The following is a 19,476-nucleotide window of genomic DNA, read 5'->3' as shown; positions in this document are numbered from 1 at the left end:
GCCTTCATCATCACAGCCAGGAAATATCTCACAAGGTTCTAGATCCTCCATGAGAGCGCGTACAGTGCGACGGAGGACCAACCTGCGTAACATCTGGAAACAGGCCCGCAAGACCCTCAAAGGGCAGTTTCTCACCTTTGCCAGCACGCTCTTCATCCTTTCACTTGTGGCTGGTCTACTCATCACACAAGCGCTACGCCAGGCTTCTACGGATCTGGATATGATTGCCAATGGAAGTGTGCCCAGTATCGACGCGGCACAGGCCATGTCTCAATATATTGAGGATATTGATGCAAAGGCCGCCGACTATCTGGCAGCAGCCTCGTTGACCGAACAGACCCCTTGCTCCATTATTGGCAGTACTCGCAACCCAGGCAATCTCACGGGCCACGATTGCGATCAACTCAATATTGATGCCGAACTGATCCTCGCCAACAAACAGTTGTACATTGCGATCCATAACGTGACCTATCCCGGTGAGCGTACAGCCCTCCAGCGCATCACGGCGGGCCTTGAAGAATATAGCAATGACATTGCCATTGAAGAACACGAATACGGGTTAGCAGCGAGTCAAACTGATCCACATGATGAACATCTTCAAAAGGCGTACCAGGCTTATCTCGCCGCTACAAATGTGCTGAATGTACGTATCACGAAGCCCCCGACGCTCGATGCCAATAATACTCCTGTATACGATGAAGCCACTCTTCCAAACTGCAACATAGAAGGTCGAAGCATTGCCGCCAACGACTGGCCTCTGGGGAGTCTCCAGGAGAATATTGATTGCCTGAGCAGTATCAATAAAGGCTATCTGGATGCCGCCTATACTGATACGATGAACTTTCTTGGGATCACGACAGCACTTCTGAGCCTCCTCTGCCTTGTCCTCTGTGGACTGCTTGTGTTTGTCCTTCTTCGCATGATACTACTGACGCATCGCCTGGTGAACCCTGGACTCACCCTCGCAACACTGACCGCCTTCGTGGTGAGCTTTGTAGTGCTCACCAATTTTATAGGGATGTCAGGACGCCATGGAGCCTTTGGACTGATGGTCAAGGATGCCTATGAGAGCGTGTACGACTCTACTCTGCTGAAACGCTACGCTACTGCGGCCAATGCAGACGAGTCGCGCTGGTTGATCGCGGTCGATTTTAGCGATCAGGCCGAGATACAGCGATGGCAGCAGGACTGGGACACGAACAGAACACACGTCAACGCCCTGATTGCACAAGCGGTTGGCAATCGCACCTGGCCCGAAGAAGATCAGCCATTGGCAAACATACAGTCACATTGGAAGATATACACCGATATTGACCCACAGATACGTGCCCTTGCGATGAAGACAACGAATCCTGCGAGGATTCACGACGCCGAGACTCTGAGTACGGGAAAATCGAACGACAACTTCTCTGCATTCACTGATGCAGTTGATCGTCTCGGCCAGGCGAACCGAGGTTACTACTCCAGAACCTATACACTAACGAATGCAGCAGTGTTACATAATATTCTCTTGAGCAGTATGCTGTTTCCGCTTATTGGGCTGCTCACCGTTTGGGGCATAGCGCGCCGCCTCAAGGATTTCTAATTGAAAGAGAGCAGTAGGCACCAACGAAACATTTTGAGCAACTTTTGAGACATGTTCAAACAACCTGGACACCGTTTTGATCTCCTATAGACGATACTATTGGCAGGCTAGCAGAAACCTATCTCGCGAATTTTTTATGAAAGAGGAGCAAAGCTCTCGTTTTATTCTTTGTTAAGGACAATGAATATGCCACAAGAGGAAATCATTATTCGTGAAGTACGTATGGAAGATAGTCAGGCAATTGCCGAGATCATTCGTGTATTAGACTGGTCCGAGCAAATCAGCAACGAACCGGTAATGCAGACGCAGGCACAGGTTGCCGACCGCATTGAACACTGTATTCGTGAAGAGAACCATACGATATTAGTAGCCGAACGAAGACCTGACAACTCAGAGCAAGGAGTACCTTCGTCGAGCCTATCTGCTTCTATACAAGGAACAGTTATCGGCTACGTTGCGGTCCATTGGTTTTTCCACTTGTTGCGGGGAAGCGATGGCTATGTCTCAGAGTTGTTTCTCCGCCCGGATGAAACAGGACACGGCGTTGGGAGCTGCCTCCTCGATGCTGTCTATACCTCTGCTCACCAACGCGGCTGCACGCAACTAATCCTGGTCAACAGGCGCATTCGCGAATCGTATCGTCGCCATTTTTACACCAAACACGGCTGGGAAGAGCAACCAGAGAGTGCCTTCTTCTCGCTCGTCCTATCGACGCCAGAACCCTACAACGAACAACAACATGATGACAATTCAGTTTCACAGCATCCTCCTGCGAACCTCAGAAACACAGCCAGAGTTCCAGTTCACGGACATCCGTAAAAGACCTCATGCAGGGCTTTCTCACCTGGATTATCCACATTCTGGTTCCCTGTCTGTAAAGCCTTGATGGATTTTTGAGATAAAGCTTCAGCAACATTACTGATCCTTTAGGGCATTTTGCACTATATCATGCTATACTTGTCATGAAGTGAAATCGGTCTTGTTCTCTCCAGCCTGCTATCAACTAGCTTCATTTTCATCGGAGCTAGAAGCGATAAAAGGCTAGAAACGTTGGAACGGCAATGGAAAAGAAGCATTTTACGTTACTGTTTCACGTGCGATATCAACCACATGCCACAGTGGAAGACATCGCTGAAGAACTGATGATGCGCAGAAAGATGCTCATAGGCGCGGAAACGCAGCCAGGCATCTCTCTCGCTCATGTGGTAGGCAAGCGCTCGCTGCTTGAGTGGCGACGCGCACAGGCACATCTGGGAAACCAGACATGAGAGGAGGCTGGCTTCACTCAAGAATACAGATCGAGCAAGCAATCGTTCAGATAAAGTGGTAGGACGACGAGAGGCAATGGGACGATGGATATTCTTGCTGACATAATCGTCGGCATCGGGCTGTGTGCACTGGCCCTCGGGACTATAATCCACCTACGAAAGAACAGCAAGAGGATACGCAGTACTCAGAACGTCAGCAAGTACCTGGCCCATCACTTGAACATCCTGGTGATCGGCTTCTCAGCAGCATCGTGGCTAGTCAGCCTGCTGACCAGTAGTCCGCTCATCATAAAGGCAGTTGCCACAAGCGCGCTCATTACCGCGCTCGCGTGGGATCTGTATGATCACCGTGTACTGGGTCGAAACGCCTCTCTGACCGTCATGGTGAACGGAACCGAGTCCCAGGATGGGGAAATGACCGTTACGTTCTCCGTGAGCGGTCCCGCACTGCCGCAGGGAGGCGTGACCGTCACCGTCCCGGTAGAACATCACCGTGAAGTACGATAAGCCTCAACGGAGGAAAAAGGGATCTGGAAGCATGTAGGTGCTCCTGGTCTCTTCTCCCTCCGGTTCCCTTCCACATTGTGGCAGAAGTCGTAGGGCATTTGGTGCAATAAGGAAGGCTCACAGAGAAGGGACCAGGAAGCATGTAGGTGCTCCTGGTCTCTTCTCATTTCAAGTACTGTTGGCAACATACCTTTCCCAGTTTTTTCATGAGGGAATCTTGAGGACAAGATACATTTTCTAGAGTTCATTTTGATCATTTGTGGCCTATAGTAATAGGAACAGAGAATATGCATTTTTCTCGGCATGCCTCTCTTCTCTATAAAGTCCGATACGTCTATGCTGGTTATGTCTTGTGGAATGCCTGTTTTGCAAAGAGCATAAACGGGATGATGTGCAAAGGAGGGGAACACACCATGCATGTGGGAATAGCACTGCCCCCCGTACCAGCTCATATGGTTGGGCTCTGGCAACGCTACACACTGGATAGCCTGTTTGCTCTCGTGGGCACGCTGAGCATTACAGGTTTCATCTATACCTTTCAATTATATCCGCGTATTCCCAACATTTCGATTATCTATCTGCTGATTGTGCTGGCATTGGCGAGTACGCGGAGCCTCTACGCAGCCCTTGTCGCCTCCATCGTCGCGTTTCTGTCTTTTGACTACTTTCTCATCCCTCCGCTCTATGTCTTTACCATCGATCGACCAGAAGAGTGGATTGCACTCTGTATCTTTCTCGTCACCGCGCTGCTGACTGGACAATTAGCGTTCCATTTACGATTGCAGGCACAGAATGCCAACCGACGCGAACAGGAAACACACATCCTCTACGATCTGGTCCGCACCACTGTTGAAGATGAGTCTCCTGAACGATTGCTTCAGAGCATTGTACAAGCAGTTGTGAACGTCTTTGGCTCCTGGGGTGTTCGCTCCAGCGCCCTCCTCTTACCCGATGCACACGGCCAGCTTGTCATCCAGGCGAGTGCGCCCAAGTTCACCTCGCAGATCTTGCTCTCGCCGGATGAGCAAGCTCTGGCACAGCGCGTTGCCCAAACGGGGCAGAGCAGCGTCTTTCCAACTTTCTCCCCTGTATCAACACCACATCCGCTGGTCGCGCGCTTGAGATCCTTCTCCCAGAGCAGGCATCCCACCTCCGACGAGACAGGGCAGATTCGCTTTCTGCCGTTGAAGACTGGTGGACGGATTCTGGGCGTTCTGCGACTGTGTGGTGCTGGCGACCTGTTGGCAGCCATCGAACGTACGTGTCCAGAGACGCCAGCAGGGAGCACTGATGTCCACCAGGCTTTTTTCTGGACGTTTCTTGATCAGGCCATCTCCGTGATCGAGCGTACACGCCTCCGTCGTGAGACGCTGCAAATGGAAGTGTTGCGTCGGACTGATAGGCTGCGTGCGGCCTTGCTTTCATCGGTCTCGCACGATTTGCGCACCCCACTGGCGACCATCAAGACCGTGGCCGGAAACCTGTTGCAACACGACATCCAGTGGGATGACAAAGCCAGAGAAACCTTCGCCCGGACGATTGAACGAGAGGCAGATCGGTTAAATCGCTTCGTTGGCAATTTACTTGATTTGTCGCGCATTGAAGGGGGAGCGCTCAAACTTCAGAAAGAGCGTTACCCTCTTGACACCTTGATCTATGAAGTGCTGGAGAATCTGGAGCCCTTACTCAGTGGACGAACAGTGCAGGTGGACATTCCTGCCGATGTGCCTGTGGTGGCACTTGACTATCTTCATATCACCCAGGTGTTGACCAATCTGTTCGAGAACGCTGTTCGCTATAGCCCACCCGAGTCTCCACTTCATTTGCAGGTTCAAACGACCACCCAGGAAGTGCTTATCCGCCTGGCCGATCAGGGGCCAGGGGTTCCAGAAGAGGAACAGGAACGCATCTTCGATAAATTTTACCGGGTCCTGGAACCAGGAAAACAGATCCCTGGATCGGGAATAGGCCTGGCCGTGTGCCGAGGACTCATCGAAGCCCACAGAGGACGAATCTGGGAAGAGAATCGAGAGGGAGGAGGAGCGATCTTCACCTTCACGTTGCCTCTCACCCGTACAGAGGAAGTGTCGCATGGATGAACAGAGCGGAGCACGGATCTTGCTCGTCGATGATGAGCGGGAGATTATTCGAGCCATCCGGCGGAGTCTGATGACCCAGGGCTATGAAGTTTTCACGGCGGAAAGTGGGCAGGAGGCGCTGCAAGCGGTGAGCGATGATCATCCTGACCTGATTATTCTGGATCTTGGATTGCCAGATATGAGTGGATTAGAAGTGTGTCAGCGTGTCCGTGCGTCCTCAAACATTCCGATTCTCATCCTCTCTGTCCACGAAATGGAGCGTGAGAAGGTCGAGGCGCTGGATCTGGGGGCAGATGATTACGTGACCAAACCCTTTGGATTGCAGGAACTGCTTGCACGTATCCGGGTAGCCCTGCGCCGTGCTGCGCGTCCCGTTTCAGGAACAGCAGCAGTCATCACCATTGGCCCATTACAAGTCGATATTGATCGTCGATACGTTACCGTTCACGATCAAGAGGTCATGTTGACTCCGACCGAGTACGATCTGCTCAAGGCGCTCATCCAGCATCCCGGCAAGATTCTGACTCGCAAAATGCTCTTGACACAAGTATGGGGGCCTGCGGTGGATGTAGAGCCGCAAACCCACTCGTTGCACGTGTTCATCGGGCAGTTGCGCCGCAAGATCGAACCCGATCCGAGGCACCCACGCTTTATTTTCACGATCCCCGGGGTGGGCTATCGTTTTGCTGCTGAGTAGCGTAGACAAATAGGATAGGCACAAAGACAGGGCTTTCCAATTCTCCCATCTAGCAGGAGTGCAGAGGGCGGCAGCCCTTTGCCGGGGTGCGGGGTGTCCCCGCAAAAAACTTTTTTCTTCTCTTTTGCGCGCCGCCTGCGGCGGCGCGCAAAGGAGGGAAGGAAACTGGGGACGCCCCAGGCCCCGGCAGGGAGACCCCTGCACCCCTTTGAGCGGAGAACTGGAAAGCCCTGGGCACAAAGAGGGTATTCTTGACAGAATCTCATGGATGCTCTATGGTATAGGAGAGAAATCTATCAATCCATGCCAGGATAGGCTATCACGGCTGGGGTTGAGGGATAGCCGTGTGGTAATGAATGATCTCATGACCGGCAGCGTTGCTCAAAGAACCCACACAAGTTCAGCTTCCAACTACTGTTGTTGAAAGGATGGCTTGCGTTACTCTCTGTCAAGCAGCAAAGTACCGTGCCATAAGATATGAGATCATGAAGCCTATACTTGACCAGGAAGCAGTTTCCCATTCCTCCGACGTTTCATCATGCCAACCACATCCTGCTGTAATGTCCCTTCTACAAGGAGCGGTGTATGTGTTCACCTGGCTGCTCATCGTGCTGGCGCTCTTCACTGGGGGAGGGCTGCTGCTAGGCGACCTGGCTCCCCAGGTGTTCGTCAGCCTACCACATGCACCTGTCTCGGCGGCTCCTCTCTTGCTCATTGGTGCGGCCTCACTAGGCTTTCAGGTGCTCACTCGTCCCAAACCGCTTGAGCTGTTCAAAGCCTTGCTGGTGAGCCTGGCATTCATCTTGTGGGGTGTAGATCAGATGCTCCCACCAGGGTGGCTGACTACAACTGTGGGGGACGTGGTAATTGTCCTATACGTGATCGATCTAGGATGGATGATGGGATCGGCATTGCGCCAACGTCCGAGATGGAAAAAGAGGGCAAAGCCACCGTCCAGATGAGCGAGCAACTCCTCCTGTAAGCTTCCATAACATGAAACATCTTGGATCTTCCACCATTTCGATGAATTGAAAGGGGATTGCTTGGAGGAGTTTTGCCTGTTTTTGCAAGCATCTTTGCTGCTGTAAAAACGCCCATCTGCTCAGGGTGCTTGTGTTACTGGCGGAAAAGATGATCCTTCCTGTAATGAAAGCGGCAATTCCACAGTAAACACAACTCCCCCTCCCTCGCGTGCCTGTGCCCAGATGCGGCCCCCGTTCGCCTCAACCAAACCCTTACAGACGGCAAGACCAAGACCAGTCCCCAGCGGAGAAGGGGAACCCTGCTTTTTTTGTTGCACACGATAGAATTTATCAAAGACGCGCTCCAGATCGGCTTCAGGGATACCCGGACCACGGTCAGCAACATGAAGAAGGAGCACGTCCTTCTGATGCTGGACATCAATATCGATCGGTGATCTGGCAGGCGTATACCGGGCTGCGTTCTCAACGAGATTGGTGAGTACCTGATCCATCTGGACATAATCGAACGAGGCCAATGGCAGATCCGGGGGAAGGTCCACCTGGATCGGGCGATCCTTCAATAGCGGCTGCATTCGTTGTAAGACATCTTCAATCAAATCGGGCAAAGCATACCAGTCTTTCTCTGGCTTGAGCGCTCCTCCTTCAATACGCGACATATCCAGCAAATTTCCCACCAGGCGATTGAGGCGATCAGCTTCACGTTCAATTGCCAGCGCAAAGTTTTTGCGTTCTTCTTCATCCCAGTCAACATCCTCCTGAAGCAAACTACTGGCAGCGGCTTTGATGGATGCGAGCGGAGTGCGCAAATCGTGCGAGACCGACGAAAGCAGCGCTGCTCGTAACTCGTCGGTGCGCCGTAAGATCTCCATATCCAGTGCCTCATCCCGCAGGCGCGCCAGTTCAACGACTGCAACGGCCTGATCGAGAAACGTCCAGAAAAAGGTCGTGCGGGGATGCGTTCGCTCCTGCTCTTCAGTGAGATGCGCTTCTTCTGCGTAGCTGAGAGGCCCTCCCTCAATTCGCAAGAGGAGCACACCAACAACACGCGTACCCCATTTGAGTGGAATGAAGCGAAGACGCATGGCTTGTTGAAACGAGGAGCCGTGAATCACCACGCGGGAGACGGCTCCCATTGCGGTATGACGCACCAGAGCCATCTCGTGGAATCCAAGCGAGCGTCCCTCCCTCAGAACTTGCAAGGCAACCGCCTGTTCGTCGGATGACAAGGGGCGGGATAGGTCGGTCTGGGGAGCAGCCGCACGATTGATGAGTTTGCCAGTCGGGTCAGGGAGGAATAATGCGCATCCCCGAATACCCCAGGATGAGAAAACAGTGATGATGGACTCGGCAATGGCTTGCAACTGCTGTCCCAGATGATCGCTGATCGAGATAAGGCGCACCAGTTCATAGAGAATACGCGTCTCCCGCTCCTGGCGTCTGGCTGCCTCTGCCCGTTGGCGCAAGAGGACGGCTAATTGACCGGTGAGGATGGCATCAACAAGAAAGACGAACAAGGCGATCCATTCTTCAGGCCGGTACATCGTGAGGGCATACAGGGGAGGAACCAGAAAGAAGTCAAAGGCGAGCGTCGACACCAGCGATGCTAGAATGGCCGCATACCTCCCACGTGTACTCGCCAGCCCCAGTACCACCAGCAGATAGAGAAGAGAAATGTTAGGAATCAGTGGATAGAGGTGCAACAGAAAGAGGGGAAGCGTCACGAGTAATGGCCCGGCAATGGCAAGGATGCTATCCCAGAAGGTGCGCTGCCAGGAACGACCTCCTTGAGCCTTCAACGCTGGAAAAGATGAAAACGAATGAATATGCATTTCTTTCTCCTCAATACCGGACGAATGCCTGGAAGTATGAGCATGAAATAGAGATGAGATCCGGGAACGAACTGAGCAAAGATCTTTCCTCAAGCAAAGACTGTACTCGAAAAAGGCTCAAGAGAGGCTCTCAAAAGCTGACAAAGAACTCAAAAAAGTCTCAAAGACCTGTGCAAGAAAGACAGCAGTCAAAGAAATACCACCTGATTGCTGATGTTACAAAAAGATGGAGCAACCCGGCAAAGAGAAGAGGCTCTTGCCGCGAAACTGAGGACAGGAAGATCCTCTTGAGGAGTTTTTAAGTCTGCGAAGCTTATACTGATGAGTATCGCCCGCCTGTTGTTGGCGGGCGCATTTGTCTTAATCGCTGGGAAGCTCATAGGCTTCGGGCGAAATGATATGATCGCCGTGATGACGCTATATCCTTGTTTTGCTTATTTCTTGAGATTGTATTTGTGCATGCCGTTGAAGATGTTGGGGTATGTTTGTTATCACAATGTTGGGAAGTGCCGACAGTGCCCTTTTGAGTTGCAACGCGGTCTGGTTATGCAAGAGATGTTCCCACCAGTGAGCCACCACAAACTCTGGCAGAATGACGGTGAGCGTTTCATCCGGATGTAACTCGCGCATCGTCTCAATGTAGGCGAGGAGTGGTCGCGTTAGGGAACGATATGGCGACTCGATGATGACCAGAGCAGTCTCCTCCTCTTTCGAGAGATGTTGTTGCAATTGCTCCCATTTCTCACGCAACAGCGCCGTTTCGTGTGGGTTGATGGCGACATGGACCGCGACCACGTGTGGAGAGATCGAACGGGCATAGGCCAGGCTCTGCACAGAGACGCGATCCAGTTCCGCAATAGGCACAAGAAACCGATGACGGATTGGCTTTGTACGCGACAGTGTTAGCCCGTTATATTCGTTGCGCAAGATGTTGGTCACAATAATCTGTGGCCGGAAAAAGAGAGCCACCTTTAGCTGGAAGAGTCTGGGATGTGTAAAGAGGCGAGGACGCGTCCTCTGTTCTCTATGTTCAGGCAGAACCACAGTCAGGTTGGCTTCCGGGTGCAGCCGTTGTAGTTCGTTGATATAAGTGAGCAGCGTTCGCACCAGTGAACGCTCCAGCGGCTCAGTGATGTCGAGTGATACCTGCTCTCGTATACTCAGGTTTGCCTGCCACTCCTCCCACTGTTGGCGCAACGCACTGCTCTGTTGCTCATCGAGACGGACATGGACCGCCGTGACGTTCGGTGAGATGGAGCGAGCATAGACCAGACTTGATCTCGTCACCTCATCCAGCCGACCAACTGGTACAATGAGGCGGTGGTGAATGGCTGTGGGAGAGAGGGGGAGAGTTGTTGTGCGTTCTTGCTCGACATAGAGGTAGTGGCGATGAATGGACAGGAACATCAGGATCAACAGGGGGAGGAGCAGAACCACGATCCAGGCTCCTTCCGCGAATTTCGTGACGGCGATCACCATAGCGACAAGCAGCGTGGCACACGCGCCACAGCCATTGATGATCAGGCTGCGCCGCCAACTTTTCACCTCATGACGCAAACGCCACCAGTGGCGCACCATACCTCCCTGTGAAAGCGTAAAGGAAATGAAGACGCCCACAGCGTACAAGTTGAGCAACAGCGTCGTATCTCCCTTAAAGACGATCAGCAACAATGCTGCCAGCACCGCCAGCACCACGATCCCAGTTGAGAAGACGAGGCGATCGCCGCGAAAGGCAAACTGGTGAGGCAGGAAATGGTCCCGCGCCAGCAGAGACGAGAGGCGGGGAAAATCCGAATAGCTGGTATTGGCCGCAAGCGTCAGGATAAAGAGCGTTGCTAGTTGGAACACCGGGTACATGAAGAAGAGGGGGCCAGAGAAGACCTGCTGTGCGACCTGACCAATCACTGTCGGGTTTCCTGATGGGCTGGCCTCGATGCCAAAGGACAGCGCCAGCACGGTGATGCCGATGAAAAGCGTGCCAAGAATGACAGCCATCCAGGTCAGGGTAATCGCAGCATTGCGGGAGGATGGCTCTTTAAATGCGGGAATGCCGTTAGAAATGGCTTCAGTTCCAGTCATAGCCGCACACCCGGCTGAGAAGGAGCGGAGAATCAGAAACAGGCTGAGCGTCTCTACAGGCTTGACAAAGGGGTGGAAAGTGCCAAAGAGCGGTTGGTGCTGAAAGAGAAACGCCTTGGCACAGCCAACAACGATTAACAGCAGAGCGCTGAAGATAAAAAGGTAGGTTGGTAGGGCAAAGATCGAGGCCGATTCGCGGATCCCTCGTAAATTCACCATGGTAATCAGTACAACCAGAAGTACGTCTATCGTGACGACCGATGGAGCAAGCGATGGAAAGAGCGTCACCAGCGCCTGCACGCCAGCAGAGATGCTGACGGAGACGGTGAGGATGTAGTCAATCATCAGGGAGCCAGCTGCAATTAAGCCCGGCAGCGTTCCCAGGTTCTCTTTTGCCACGATGTACGATCCCCCACCATTGGGATAGGCCGGAATGGTCTGGCGGTAGGAGAGCGCAACAACTGCGAGCAGAGCGACGATGGCGAGGCAGATAAACAGCGTTATCCAGAGATGTTGCGAACCCGCAGCAATAAATGTGACCAGGATGGCCTCGGTCGCATATGCAACTGAAGAGATGGCATCCGAGGAGAGGACCGCCAGAGCTTTGAATTTCGTCAGGCGCTCGTGTTTTTCGCGAGCGGTCGCCAGAGGTGCGCCTATCACGAAACGCTTGAATGAGAGAGCGGCACGCTCCAGCGGTGTACGTGGTTGCTCAGCAGCTTCTGTTGCTTCCAACAGTCCGGCATCGAGGCGACGAAACATCTTCTGAGATGGGCGAACAAGACGGACGCGAACGTTGCCCGGCTTGCTGCCTTGCAGCATCTCGGTGCTCAGCAAAATGCTGGGGTCTTCGGTATCGACGAGTTCAGGTTTTTGTTGATAGCTCCGGGTTTCTGATACGATCGCGTCTGGTGAATAGTCCCGCTGATTCACAGGTGCAACTCCTTCCGGCTTTCAATGATGATGCGCCGGTGTGTTGTCAAAGGTTTTTCCCCTGGAGAGGGGACATCGTAAATGGTCTCTTCTTCTTTCCATTAGCATATCCTCTCTGCATTCAAGATATACTCAGGGGAATCCTTTTCTGGCTCAAGAAATTCTCAAGAAATAAACACGACTCTCAAGAGGCTCTCCAGGGAGGCAGCGAATCATATCAAGTCCGTTTCGGTAGTGTAGAACAAAGGCATGGCAAGAAGAACCTCCTCTTGCCGAGAAACTGAGGGGAAGAACCTGGACTCGATATCCAGGTCCTCTTCTTGATAGCGTTAAGGTTTGTCACTCATAGCATTCACTCTATTCATTGCATCCTGGATGAGTCTTCGCCTTTTGTTTGCAGTATTCGTGCTCATCGTTAAAGCTTCGGCAATGTCTCGATCCGTTACCTTTGAATGCGTGGAGAGATACACCTTCACCCGTTCGTAATTGTTTTCTTTCTTCGCCTCCCCTTGTTTGTCCTTCTGTCCAACAAGAATTTCTTGGACGGTGCTCACCCCCTGTTCGCTGTGAGCAGAGGATAATGCTTACTGTGTCTCTGGCTCCTGAGAGACGGTGATGTGCGCGAGGGCTGCGCGTAGATCATCAATCATCTTAGGCGTCAGGACCTGTGGGGCAGATTGTAGCACAGAAGCACCGTCGAGCATCGGCTGCTGTGGCTCCTGTTGCACGTGCCGTAAAGCATGAGCAACTATAAGTAAGACAATGTAGGTACAGAGATTGCTGGGATGCTTGATAAAGCACAATTGAAATAGCTCATCCACAGATGAATTATGTGATTTCTGCCAGCAAAATAGCTCTCCCTCACTTTGTGTGAAAGCTCCAACATATGCTCCTTCCCCATTCGCTTCAACAGGCTTCGGGTGGGAACCATTTTCAGTGCTTTCCTTTTGGACTCTTTCGATTCACACAAAGTGAGGGAGAACTATTTAATTTCGTGGTCTATAAGCATGAGTACACAGAAATAGGCATCGCCCTATGATGAGTTGCCTCGTATGGCAAGATGCAGGAACGTTTCCCTCCTCTGCCGCTCGTTTTGCACCTATGAAATCAAATGATTTACACCATGCTAGAAGGTAGAAGCAAGCAATTATCCGTAATAGGAGCTACACGGCCCTATTGTCGTAGCTTCTTGCCTCAGTCTGTCTACTTGCTCCGTGAACGTCTCATTAAGGTCATCTTTCTGCCAATCATCCAGAACGCACCCGGCGATACAGTCATTCAGACTCCCAGGACTCGACGTATGTGAGCAATCTGTGTTAGCGTTAACTGGAATGTTCAGTTCATGATGTTCTTGCAACACAGCCAGAAGATGCGCAAGAGTGCATCTTCTGGCTGTGTTATTGGTGTCATCGGACCGGCAAACGGAAGCGGGAAGCCCCGACTCCGCGAGGTTCTCAACCGCTTATGGTTGACTTACGCCCTCTCCCGGTTTGCCTCTCCAGCAAATTCGGGAATGAGTCATGACTCCCTTCTTTTGTCAGCTAGATGATTACGGCATGAGAACCTGAGCGTTCCAGGCGCATGAATTAGCTATGATAGATGGAATTACATGCTTGATCAGCTTTTTGCTGATCTCCCTTTACAATGATGCTGCCATGATCGAAGGTAAGCTCGTAGTTATCGTACCAATATCCATAATCACAGGCAATCTTGCTATCAAGACTGGATGACTGTGAGCAATCTGCTGCTTTCTCGTGAGCGTATTGGAGAGCGTAGACTCCAGCCTGACAATAGCCATATGCTGCTGTGTCTTGTATTTTTGGGGGGGTCGGATGATAGCCTGCACAAAATTTGTCAGCATAAGGCTTAGCCGGACCATAGGCAGCAGGATCACCTCCCAGGTAACCCCATTCACAAGCGTTATACGTTGTTGAATTGGCGTTTTTTGTGTCACAGGACGGCCCAGGATCTGTTGGGGTTACCGACCAGACATACTTCATACCAGCAACACAGGCATCATAGGCACTCGTTGGAACTGTCCTGCCATTGCAGGTGCTGGTGCTGCATGGAGGCGGGTTGGTTTTGCAGGTGCTGGTGCTGCATGGAGGCGGGTTGGTGGTGCAGTTGCTGGTACAGGAAACTGGATTGCAATTGTTCGTGCAGGAAGGCGGGCTGGGTGGTGTCGGTAGAGGCTTATCAGCAGAGGCAACATACTTGACAGCCCAGTTGCCAGTATTGATAGCATTGTCAAAGGTGACGATAAAGCCCCTGTCGGTATGTACACTCAGATCATCGGTATGCCCACTCCCACTCTGACAGGAGAGGTTGGTGGAGTTGAGAACCTTGTTTGGATTGAGTGAACTGTTGGGGGAAATCTTGAGCGACATCCTGAGAGTACCAGTCGGGTTGTTACAGGTAATGAGAGCATCGGCTGCGATTTTGCTCTGTATGGTGCTGCTTGGGAAGGAGCCAGTACCAGGGGAAGCACTGGTCGCCCAGCCTGTGTGGACCGCCCAAGCCTGCCCAAGCTTGGGCGTTTGATTGTTGAGCGTCTGGTGCAACTGATCAGCCGTGAGCGTGTTCCCCGCCGGAGCTGCGGGCTTAGTAACGACAGGAGCTACGGGCTTAGTAACGACAGGAGCTACGGGCTTGGTATCGACGATATAGGAGACCGTGACATCGTGGCCGCAGCCTCCCCAATGGCAATTCACCCAGAGATGGTAGTGACCGGCAGGATTTTGTCCAGCCGACAAGGACCAGGGAGTTGGTGTCTGGGTACAGTGGGTTTCTCCAGAGGCATCCAGACGGCCTCCATGTGAATCTTCGATCAACCAGATCCTCAAGGTAGGTGTGCCATGCGGAGGGACACTTTGGATCATATTGGGACAGGCGAGGGTTCCCGAAAAGACCGAACTGATGGCGGCCATCTGAAAAGGCGTACTTGCTCCGTCGCCGTTGGCGTTGTTCCAGGGAACAGTACCCGACGCTATACTCTCCGTAGCGGCATACGCCGTGCTACCCGCCCACCAGAAGGGCAGAACCATCAGCGCCGCCAGCACTGGTAGGAGCATGACCAGAAGTTTAGACTTGAACCATTTCCTCATACAAAGTTTCCTTTTCTGTGTTTTTTTAAGAGAGAACAGAGAGAAAGAAGCATCCAGGCAAGCATAATAGTCGAAAGAATAGCTCAGTAGGGAGACGAGGGGACAGTTTGCCGAGACGTCGTCTTGTTGTTATAAGCCACTCGCCTCATTATATATGGTAATGATTTCTGCTTTGTCCGCGCGATTCGGCCTGATTTCCAATCATTGGACCTGCTTCGTCTGAACCTTCGGCCAAATTCCCTAGCAAGTCAACTTCAGTGAGTGAGACGCATCTGTACCCCATCCCATTTGCGCACTATACATACCCCCGATATCGTCCTCAAGGACGACGCCTACATTATCACCTGGGTGCAGATTCAGATGGCCTATAACCACAAAGGCCCCATCGCTATATTGACCTTGATCGATGGCACCCCCAAAGATATTTCCGGTTCTTTGACCATTGATAACCAGGCCATAGATAAGCTTCGCCGTGGCATGATGAATAGGGACATACATCGAGGCATCACACGAGCCAGTAGTAAGAGGGCCGACAGCGCCGTGGGCATAGGTACTCAGATCCCAGGTAACGGTCAAGCAATGGAGATTCCCATAGGTATTGGTCCAGGCGATATTTGCAACACCATCATTTCCTGTATAGTATTGCTGCCCGGTGCCGCAAGCAGAATTGTTGTCTGGATTGTTCTGTGGCTGCTCTGGCGCGATACAAAAGACGGTACTGGACGCGACGCAAGCTTGCGTATCATCATTCTTATTCGCCTGCGTCACTGATGGTGCCATAAAAAACATCATCAGTGAGCAGGCAACAATTGTCAGAATCTTGATGACAAAGCCGAGTGTGAGACGCCGCTTGAAGCACGAAGCTCCTTCCATCGTTTTCATAGGAACTTTCCTCTCTTTCCTTCCTAGTAAAAATTCGTGACGTTTCTCAGGATACTTTTCCCGCTTCTCAGAATAAAAAGACGCGGTATTACGGTGGTTTAGATGCAAGCGTGGCAAGCTTTCCCACATAACTGTTCGCGGCTGACTCTCACGCTGTTCAAAAACGAGGCAACCAGACGAAACGTTCTCTGAGGGAAACAGGATGAAGGCGTCCCTCCGTTGGCAAAATAGAAATGATCTAGCTTTCTCATTATAAGGGAAGCCTGTCACAGTTTACCTGTGACATTGCAGGTTCTTTTTATTTCGTCTCCATGGGGGAAGCGCTACACTGGCTGTCACCAGGTGTACATCCCACCATGAAACTGGCCACTTTCCTCTGAACTGCCCGGAAAAATTATTATGCGAGATAAGAGGGCGGTACTGCCCTCTTCCCAAAGAAGGCCCATGGGCTGCGAAGCATTCTCATTGCAGTAGAGGGGTACTCAGAAGCTGCGCTCAACAACCATCACAGCGTGTGCAGCGATGCGAGGATCTCACGTAATGAGAGTGTCGCGCCACAGACCACCTGATCCGACGCCCCGTAGTACATCAGAACACGATCCCCTTCGACAACCGTCCCATTAGTAAAGACCACACTTCCAAAGAAACCAACCTTCTCATACTCCATGATCGGCTCCATAATTGGCCGACCTGACCGGGCTAATACCTTGCTTGGGTCGTTAGGATCAAGGAGCAATGCGCCCAGGCAGTAGCGGTTATTTTCGTCGGCCCCGTGATAGATCTCCAACCAGCCAGCCTCCGTCCAAATTGGCGCGTCTCCTGCCCCCACACGTGCGCTATCCCACATGCCAGACCGCGTCTTGATCAAAGGGCGATGTTGCCCCCAATGCAGCAGATCCGGCGATTGCGCCAGCCAGATCTGATTGCGACCCACACCCTCCATCGTGGGCCGATGCAACGCAAAATAGTGCTCGCCGATCTTCCGTGGGAAGAGCGCACAATCTTTATTATTGGGAGGCAGGATCATACTATGTCGCGTAAAATGCTCCCAATCGGTAGTGCTGATCAGACCCACACCAAAGCCATGCACAGATACCGCCGTATAGGTCAGATAGTAGGTTCCATCGATCTCGGTCACTCGGCAATCTTCAATCCCAAAGGCCTCAAGTTCGCCCTGTCCCAGCAGCGTTGGTGTCGGATCTATCCGAAAGTTCAAACCATCTTCACTCCAGGCCAGGCGCAAATGCGAAAGAGTGGTAAGATAAGGCTGACCCCGATAGACAAAGCCTCTGGAGTCCTCCTCCAGAGAGACCAGATCGGGATCATCTTTCTGAAAGGCAAGGATGCGCTGCCCACCCGGCGCAGCGGGATCAATAACCACCGTCTTTACACTCGCCTCATCCTGCACAGGCCGCTCCGCCACCCGCAGCAATAACCCGATCTTCCCTGCGAAACGAAAGGCCCCCGGATTCAACACACACTCAACCACCAGCCCATCCATACTCGGTCTGATATGCTCAGGCAGTAGCAGCGGATTCTGGACATATCTCTGTATTGTATCGATCACAAACATTCTCCTTTTACTCCCAACCGTTGCGACGTCCCCAGGCCTCAACAAGGGAGCGAATTATCAAAATCGAGATAAGCGTGGCCACAGCATTCAGCAGAGCAACCGTTGCGCCGTAACCCGCGCGGAAGAGATCGAACGCCTGATAATAGATCTCTAACTGCCAGGTCTGTGTCGCCATCTGCGGCCCTCCATTGGTGAGCACAAACGGCTCGGTGAAGATCGAGAAAGTCAGTCCAACGGCAATGATCAGCACCGTATAGAATGCTGGATAGAGCAACGGCAGCGTGATATGCCAGAACTGCTTCCAGCCACTGGCTCCATCCAGCGACGCTGCTTCATACACATCTGCCGGGATGCTCTGCAAACCTGATAGAAAAATCAGCGCATAATACCCGGCAAATTTCCAGATCATCATCAGGGTAATAAGGAGTGTTGCCAGCGTGCCATCGTTAAGCCAATCAGGGGATGCGCCAAAGCTATGGCGTAGAAACGTCTCAAACGTATTGTTATAAGAAATTACTCCTCGTACCACTAACGAGATAACGACCCCCGAGGCCAGATAGGGGAGAAAGAAGCCAACTGCAAAAAGCGGCTTGTAGCGCGGCAAATGGTGCACCAGCATCGCCAGGCCGATTGAGACAGCCATCACCAGCGGCACAAAGAGCAGCATAAATTTGTAAGTCACCAGAAATGCTTGTAAGACGCGCGGGCTGGTCAGCGCCTCTTTGAGGTTTGCCAACCCGACGAAGACAGGCGTTGGTGCGATCAGATCCCAGCGCTGAAAAACCAAAAAGAGGCTCCAGATCAATGGAATCAGAAAAAAGATGGCAGTAAAAATCAGATAAGGACTGGTCAGAGTCCAACCCTGCAATTCTTTCTTGAATGAGCTGCGTTTGCCTCGTGCCGTTAGTGGCAGAACCATAGCTCCTCTCCTCTCTTAACGTAGAACGAGCTGCACGCCCTTCACAAAATTGCGGCTAAACACCAGAAAAAGCACCAGGATCGGCAATGTCAGGATGGTTCCGGCAGCATATAAGGGGCCGGGAAAGGAGTGATAGGGTCCAAATAAGGTCGAGAGCAGCACATTCAGCGTCTGCGTCTCCGGGTCCTTGACGACAATCAGATCCCACATGAGCTCTGTCCAGCGCTCCATAAAGACGAAGAGAAAGATCACGGTGGTAATACCGCGTGCGATAGGTAGCATCATCTGAAAAATGATGCGTATCTCGCTAGCTCCATCAATGCGCGCCGCCTCTATCAGTTCAGGGGAGACGGAGCGAAAGAAACTGGTGTACATAAAGATGGCCCACAAACTGACCAGGCGCGGAATAATCATGGCCCAGTAGGTATTGTAGAGTCCAGCAATACGAATAATCAGAAAGGTCGGCACGAGCAAAATAATGCTCGGATAGAACATCTGGAAGAGAATAAACGTGTTGATGGTGCGGCGCCCGCGAAAGGGGAGCACCGAGAGGGCATAGCCGACGATAGCCCCTACAATCACAACGCTCACACTATCCACGATCGTGACCAGCATACTATTGAACAGCGCTTGAAGCCAGGGCTGCGGCAGACCATAGCCGCCTCCAGTCCAGATCCACTCATAGGAGCGCCAGGTGAAGCTGCTGGGCACAAAAACGCTATCAACCTGATCCCAGGGTGCTAGCGATTGCACAAAGAGATAGAAATAGGGCAAAATCATCAGCAGAAGCACCGGGATAGCGATGAGATAGAGCCAGAAATTTCTGAAGAAACGCTGCCACTGTTGGCGACTGGCAACGCGTTGTACGGCCTTCGTTACTAAGATAGTTGGGGCCAATTGATCCTGTTCAATTATCGTCTCGTTACTTTGTGTATCCGTCATCGGAAACGTTCCTCAAGCCAGGAGAAGGACAAAGCATTTTCTGACCTTCTCCTGGTATGCTAAGCGGCCTTTATGT

Annotated in this window: 15 protein-coding genes; 7 read left to right on the top strand and 8 right to left on the bottom strand. The window is 52.1% G+C overall.

Features of this window, described 5'->3' with window-relative positions; all coding sequences use genetic code 11:
- The first annotated feature begins 49 nt into the window (after positions 1-49).
- The 7 genes from K3T83_RS27325 to K3T83_RS27295 all read left to right on the top strand — a co-directional run bounded on the left by K3T83_RS27325 (position 50) and on the right by K3T83_RS27295 (position 7,118).
- A complete protein-coding gene (locus K3T83_RS27325; protein ID WP_220206084.1) occupies positions 50-1,585 on the top strand; it encodes a tetratricopeptide repeat protein in 1,536 nt (511 codons plus the stop codon).
- Between the two features lie 186 nt (positions 1,586-1,771).
- Complete coding sequence (locus tag K3T83_RS27320) at positions 1,772-2,404, top strand: GNAT family N-acetyltransferase (protein WP_220206083.1); 633 nt, start codon at positions 1,772-1,774, stop codon at positions 2,402-2,404.
- Between the two features lie 242 nt (positions 2,405-2,646).
- Positions 2,647-2,853, top strand: coding sequence for a hypothetical protein (locus K3T83_RS27315; RefSeq protein ID WP_220206082.1), 207 nt, complete (start codon positions 2,647-2,649; stop codon positions 2,851-2,853).
- A gap of 84 nt (positions 2,854-2,937) precedes the next feature.
- The gene (locus K3T83_RS27310; protein ID WP_220206081.1) at positions 2,938-3,360 is read left to right on the top strand and encodes a hypothetical protein; all 423 of its coding nucleotides are present in this window, start codon (positions 2,938-2,940) and stop codon (positions 3,358-3,360) included.
- Positions 3,361-3,773: 413 nt separating this feature from the next.
- Positions 3,774-5,459: an ATP-binding protein gene (locus tag K3T83_RS27305; RefSeq protein ID WP_220206080.1), complete on the top strand. Its 1,686-nt coding sequence runs from the start codon at positions 3,774-3,776 to the stop codon at positions 5,457-5,459.
- On the top strand, positions 5,452-6,156 hold the full coding sequence (locus K3T83_RS27300) for a response regulator transcription factor (RefSeq protein ID WP_220206079.1): 705 nt from the start codon (positions 5,452-5,454) through the stop codon (positions 6,154-6,156). Before K3T83_RS27305 ends, K3T83_RS27300 begins: the two co-directional genes overlap by 8 nt.
- Positions 6,157-6,743: 587 nt before the next feature.
- Positions 6,744-7,118, top strand: coding sequence for a hypothetical protein (locus K3T83_RS27295; RefSeq protein ID WP_220206078.1), 375 nt, complete (start codon positions 6,744-6,746; stop codon positions 7,116-7,118).
- 140 nt (positions 7,119-7,258) lie between these two features.
- Here K3T83_RS27295 and K3T83_RS27290 read toward each other — a convergent pair whose 3' ends face one another.
- The 8 genes from K3T83_RS27290 to K3T83_RS27255 form a co-directional block, all read right to left on the bottom strand.
- A complete protein-coding gene (locus K3T83_RS27290; RefSeq protein WP_220206077.1) occupies positions 7,259-8,968 on the bottom strand; it encodes an ATP-binding protein in 1,710 nt (569 codons plus the stop codon).
- Positions 8,969-9,385: 417 nt separating this feature from the next.
- On the bottom strand, positions 9,386-11,980 hold the full coding sequence (locus tag K3T83_RS27285) for an APC family permease (RefSeq protein ID WP_236065001.1): 2,595 nt from the start codon (positions 11,978-11,980) through the stop codon (positions 9,386-9,388).
- 584 nt (positions 11,981-12,564) lie between these two features.
- Positions 12,565-12,801, bottom strand: coding sequence for a hypothetical protein (locus tag K3T83_RS27280; RefSeq protein WP_220206076.1), 237 nt, complete (start codon positions 12,799-12,801; stop codon positions 12,565-12,567).
- A 765-nt stretch (positions 12,802-13,566) separates the two neighbouring features.
- Positions 13,567-15,084 carry a hypothetical protein gene (locus K3T83_RS27275; RefSeq protein ID WP_220206075.1) on the bottom strand — a complete coding sequence of 506 codons (1,518 nt, stop codon included), beginning with the start codon at positions 15,082-15,084 and terminating at the stop codon, positions 13,567-13,569.
- A 240-nt stretch (positions 15,085-15,324) separates the two neighbouring features.
- On the bottom strand, positions 15,325-15,966 hold the full coding sequence (locus tag K3T83_RS27270) for a hypothetical protein (protein ID WP_220200987.1): 642 nt from the start codon (positions 15,964-15,966) through the stop codon (positions 15,325-15,327).
- A gap of 505 nt (positions 15,967-16,471) precedes the next feature.
- Positions 16,472-17,530 (bottom strand): glycoside hydrolase family 130 protein, encoded by a 1,059-nt coding sequence (locus tag K3T83_RS27265; protein WP_373324616.1) that lies wholly within the window; start codon positions 17,528-17,530, stop codon positions 16,472-16,474.
- Positions 17,531-17,546: 16 nt separating this feature from the next.
- Positions 17,547-18,458: a carbohydrate ABC transporter permease gene (locus K3T83_RS27260; protein WP_220206073.1), complete on the bottom strand. Its 912-nt coding sequence runs from the start codon at positions 18,456-18,458 to the stop codon at positions 17,547-17,549.
- 15 nt (positions 18,459-18,473) lie between these two features.
- On the bottom strand, positions 18,474-19,238 hold the full coding sequence (locus K3T83_RS27255; RefSeq protein WP_373324614.1) for a carbohydrate ABC transporter permease: 765 nt from the start codon (positions 19,236-19,238) through the stop codon (positions 18,474-18,476).
- Between the last annotated feature and the right edge of the window lie 238 nt (positions 19,239-19,476).

Source organism: Reticulibacter mediterranei (assembly GCF_016587455.1).
Note: the sequence above shows the minus strand (reverse complement) of the source record. Positions and strands in the feature narration are given on the sequence as shown.

Coding starts and splice junctions, on each gene's coding strand:
- K3T83_RS27275 (WP_220206075.1), bottom strand. CDS start 15,084: ATGAGGAAATGGTTCAAGTCTAAACTTCTGGTCATGCTCCTACCAGTG.
- K3T83_RS27300 (WP_220206079.1), top strand. CDS start 5,452: ATGGATGAACAGAGCGGAGCACGGATCTTGCTCGTCGATGATGAGCGG.
- K3T83_RS27305 (WP_220206080.1), top strand. CDS start 3,774: ATGCATGTGGGAATAGCACTGCCCCCCGTACCAGCTCATATGGTTGGG.
- K3T83_RS27260 (WP_220206073.1), bottom strand. CDS start 18,458: ATGGTTCTGCCACTAACGGCACGAGGCAAACGCAGCTCATTCAAGAAA.
- K3T83_RS27290 (WP_220206077.1), bottom strand. CDS start 8,968: ATGCATATTCATTCGTTTTCATCTTTTCCAGCGTTGAAGGCTCAAGGA.
- K3T83_RS27270 (WP_220200987.1), bottom strand. CDS start 15,966: ATGAAAACGATGGAAGGAGCTTCGTGCTTCAAGCGGCGTCTCACACTC.
- K3T83_RS27320 (WP_220206083.1), top strand. CDS start 1,772: ATGCCACAAGAGGAAATCATTATTCGTGAAGTACGTATGGAAGATAGT.
- K3T83_RS27310 (WP_220206081.1), top strand. CDS start 2,938: ATGGATATTCTTGCTGACATAATCGTCGGCATCGGGCTGTGTGCACTG.
- K3T83_RS27255 (WP_373324614.1), bottom strand. CDS start 19,238: ATGATTTTGCCCTATTTCTATCTCTTTGTGCAATCGCTAGCACCCTGG.
- K3T83_RS27315 (WP_220206082.1), top strand. CDS start 2,647: ATGGAAAAGAAGCATTTTACGTTACTGTTTCACGTGCGATATCAACCA.
- K3T83_RS27325 (WP_220206084.1), top strand. CDS start 50: ATGAGAGCGCGTACAGTGCGACGGAGGACCAACCTGCGTAACATCTGG.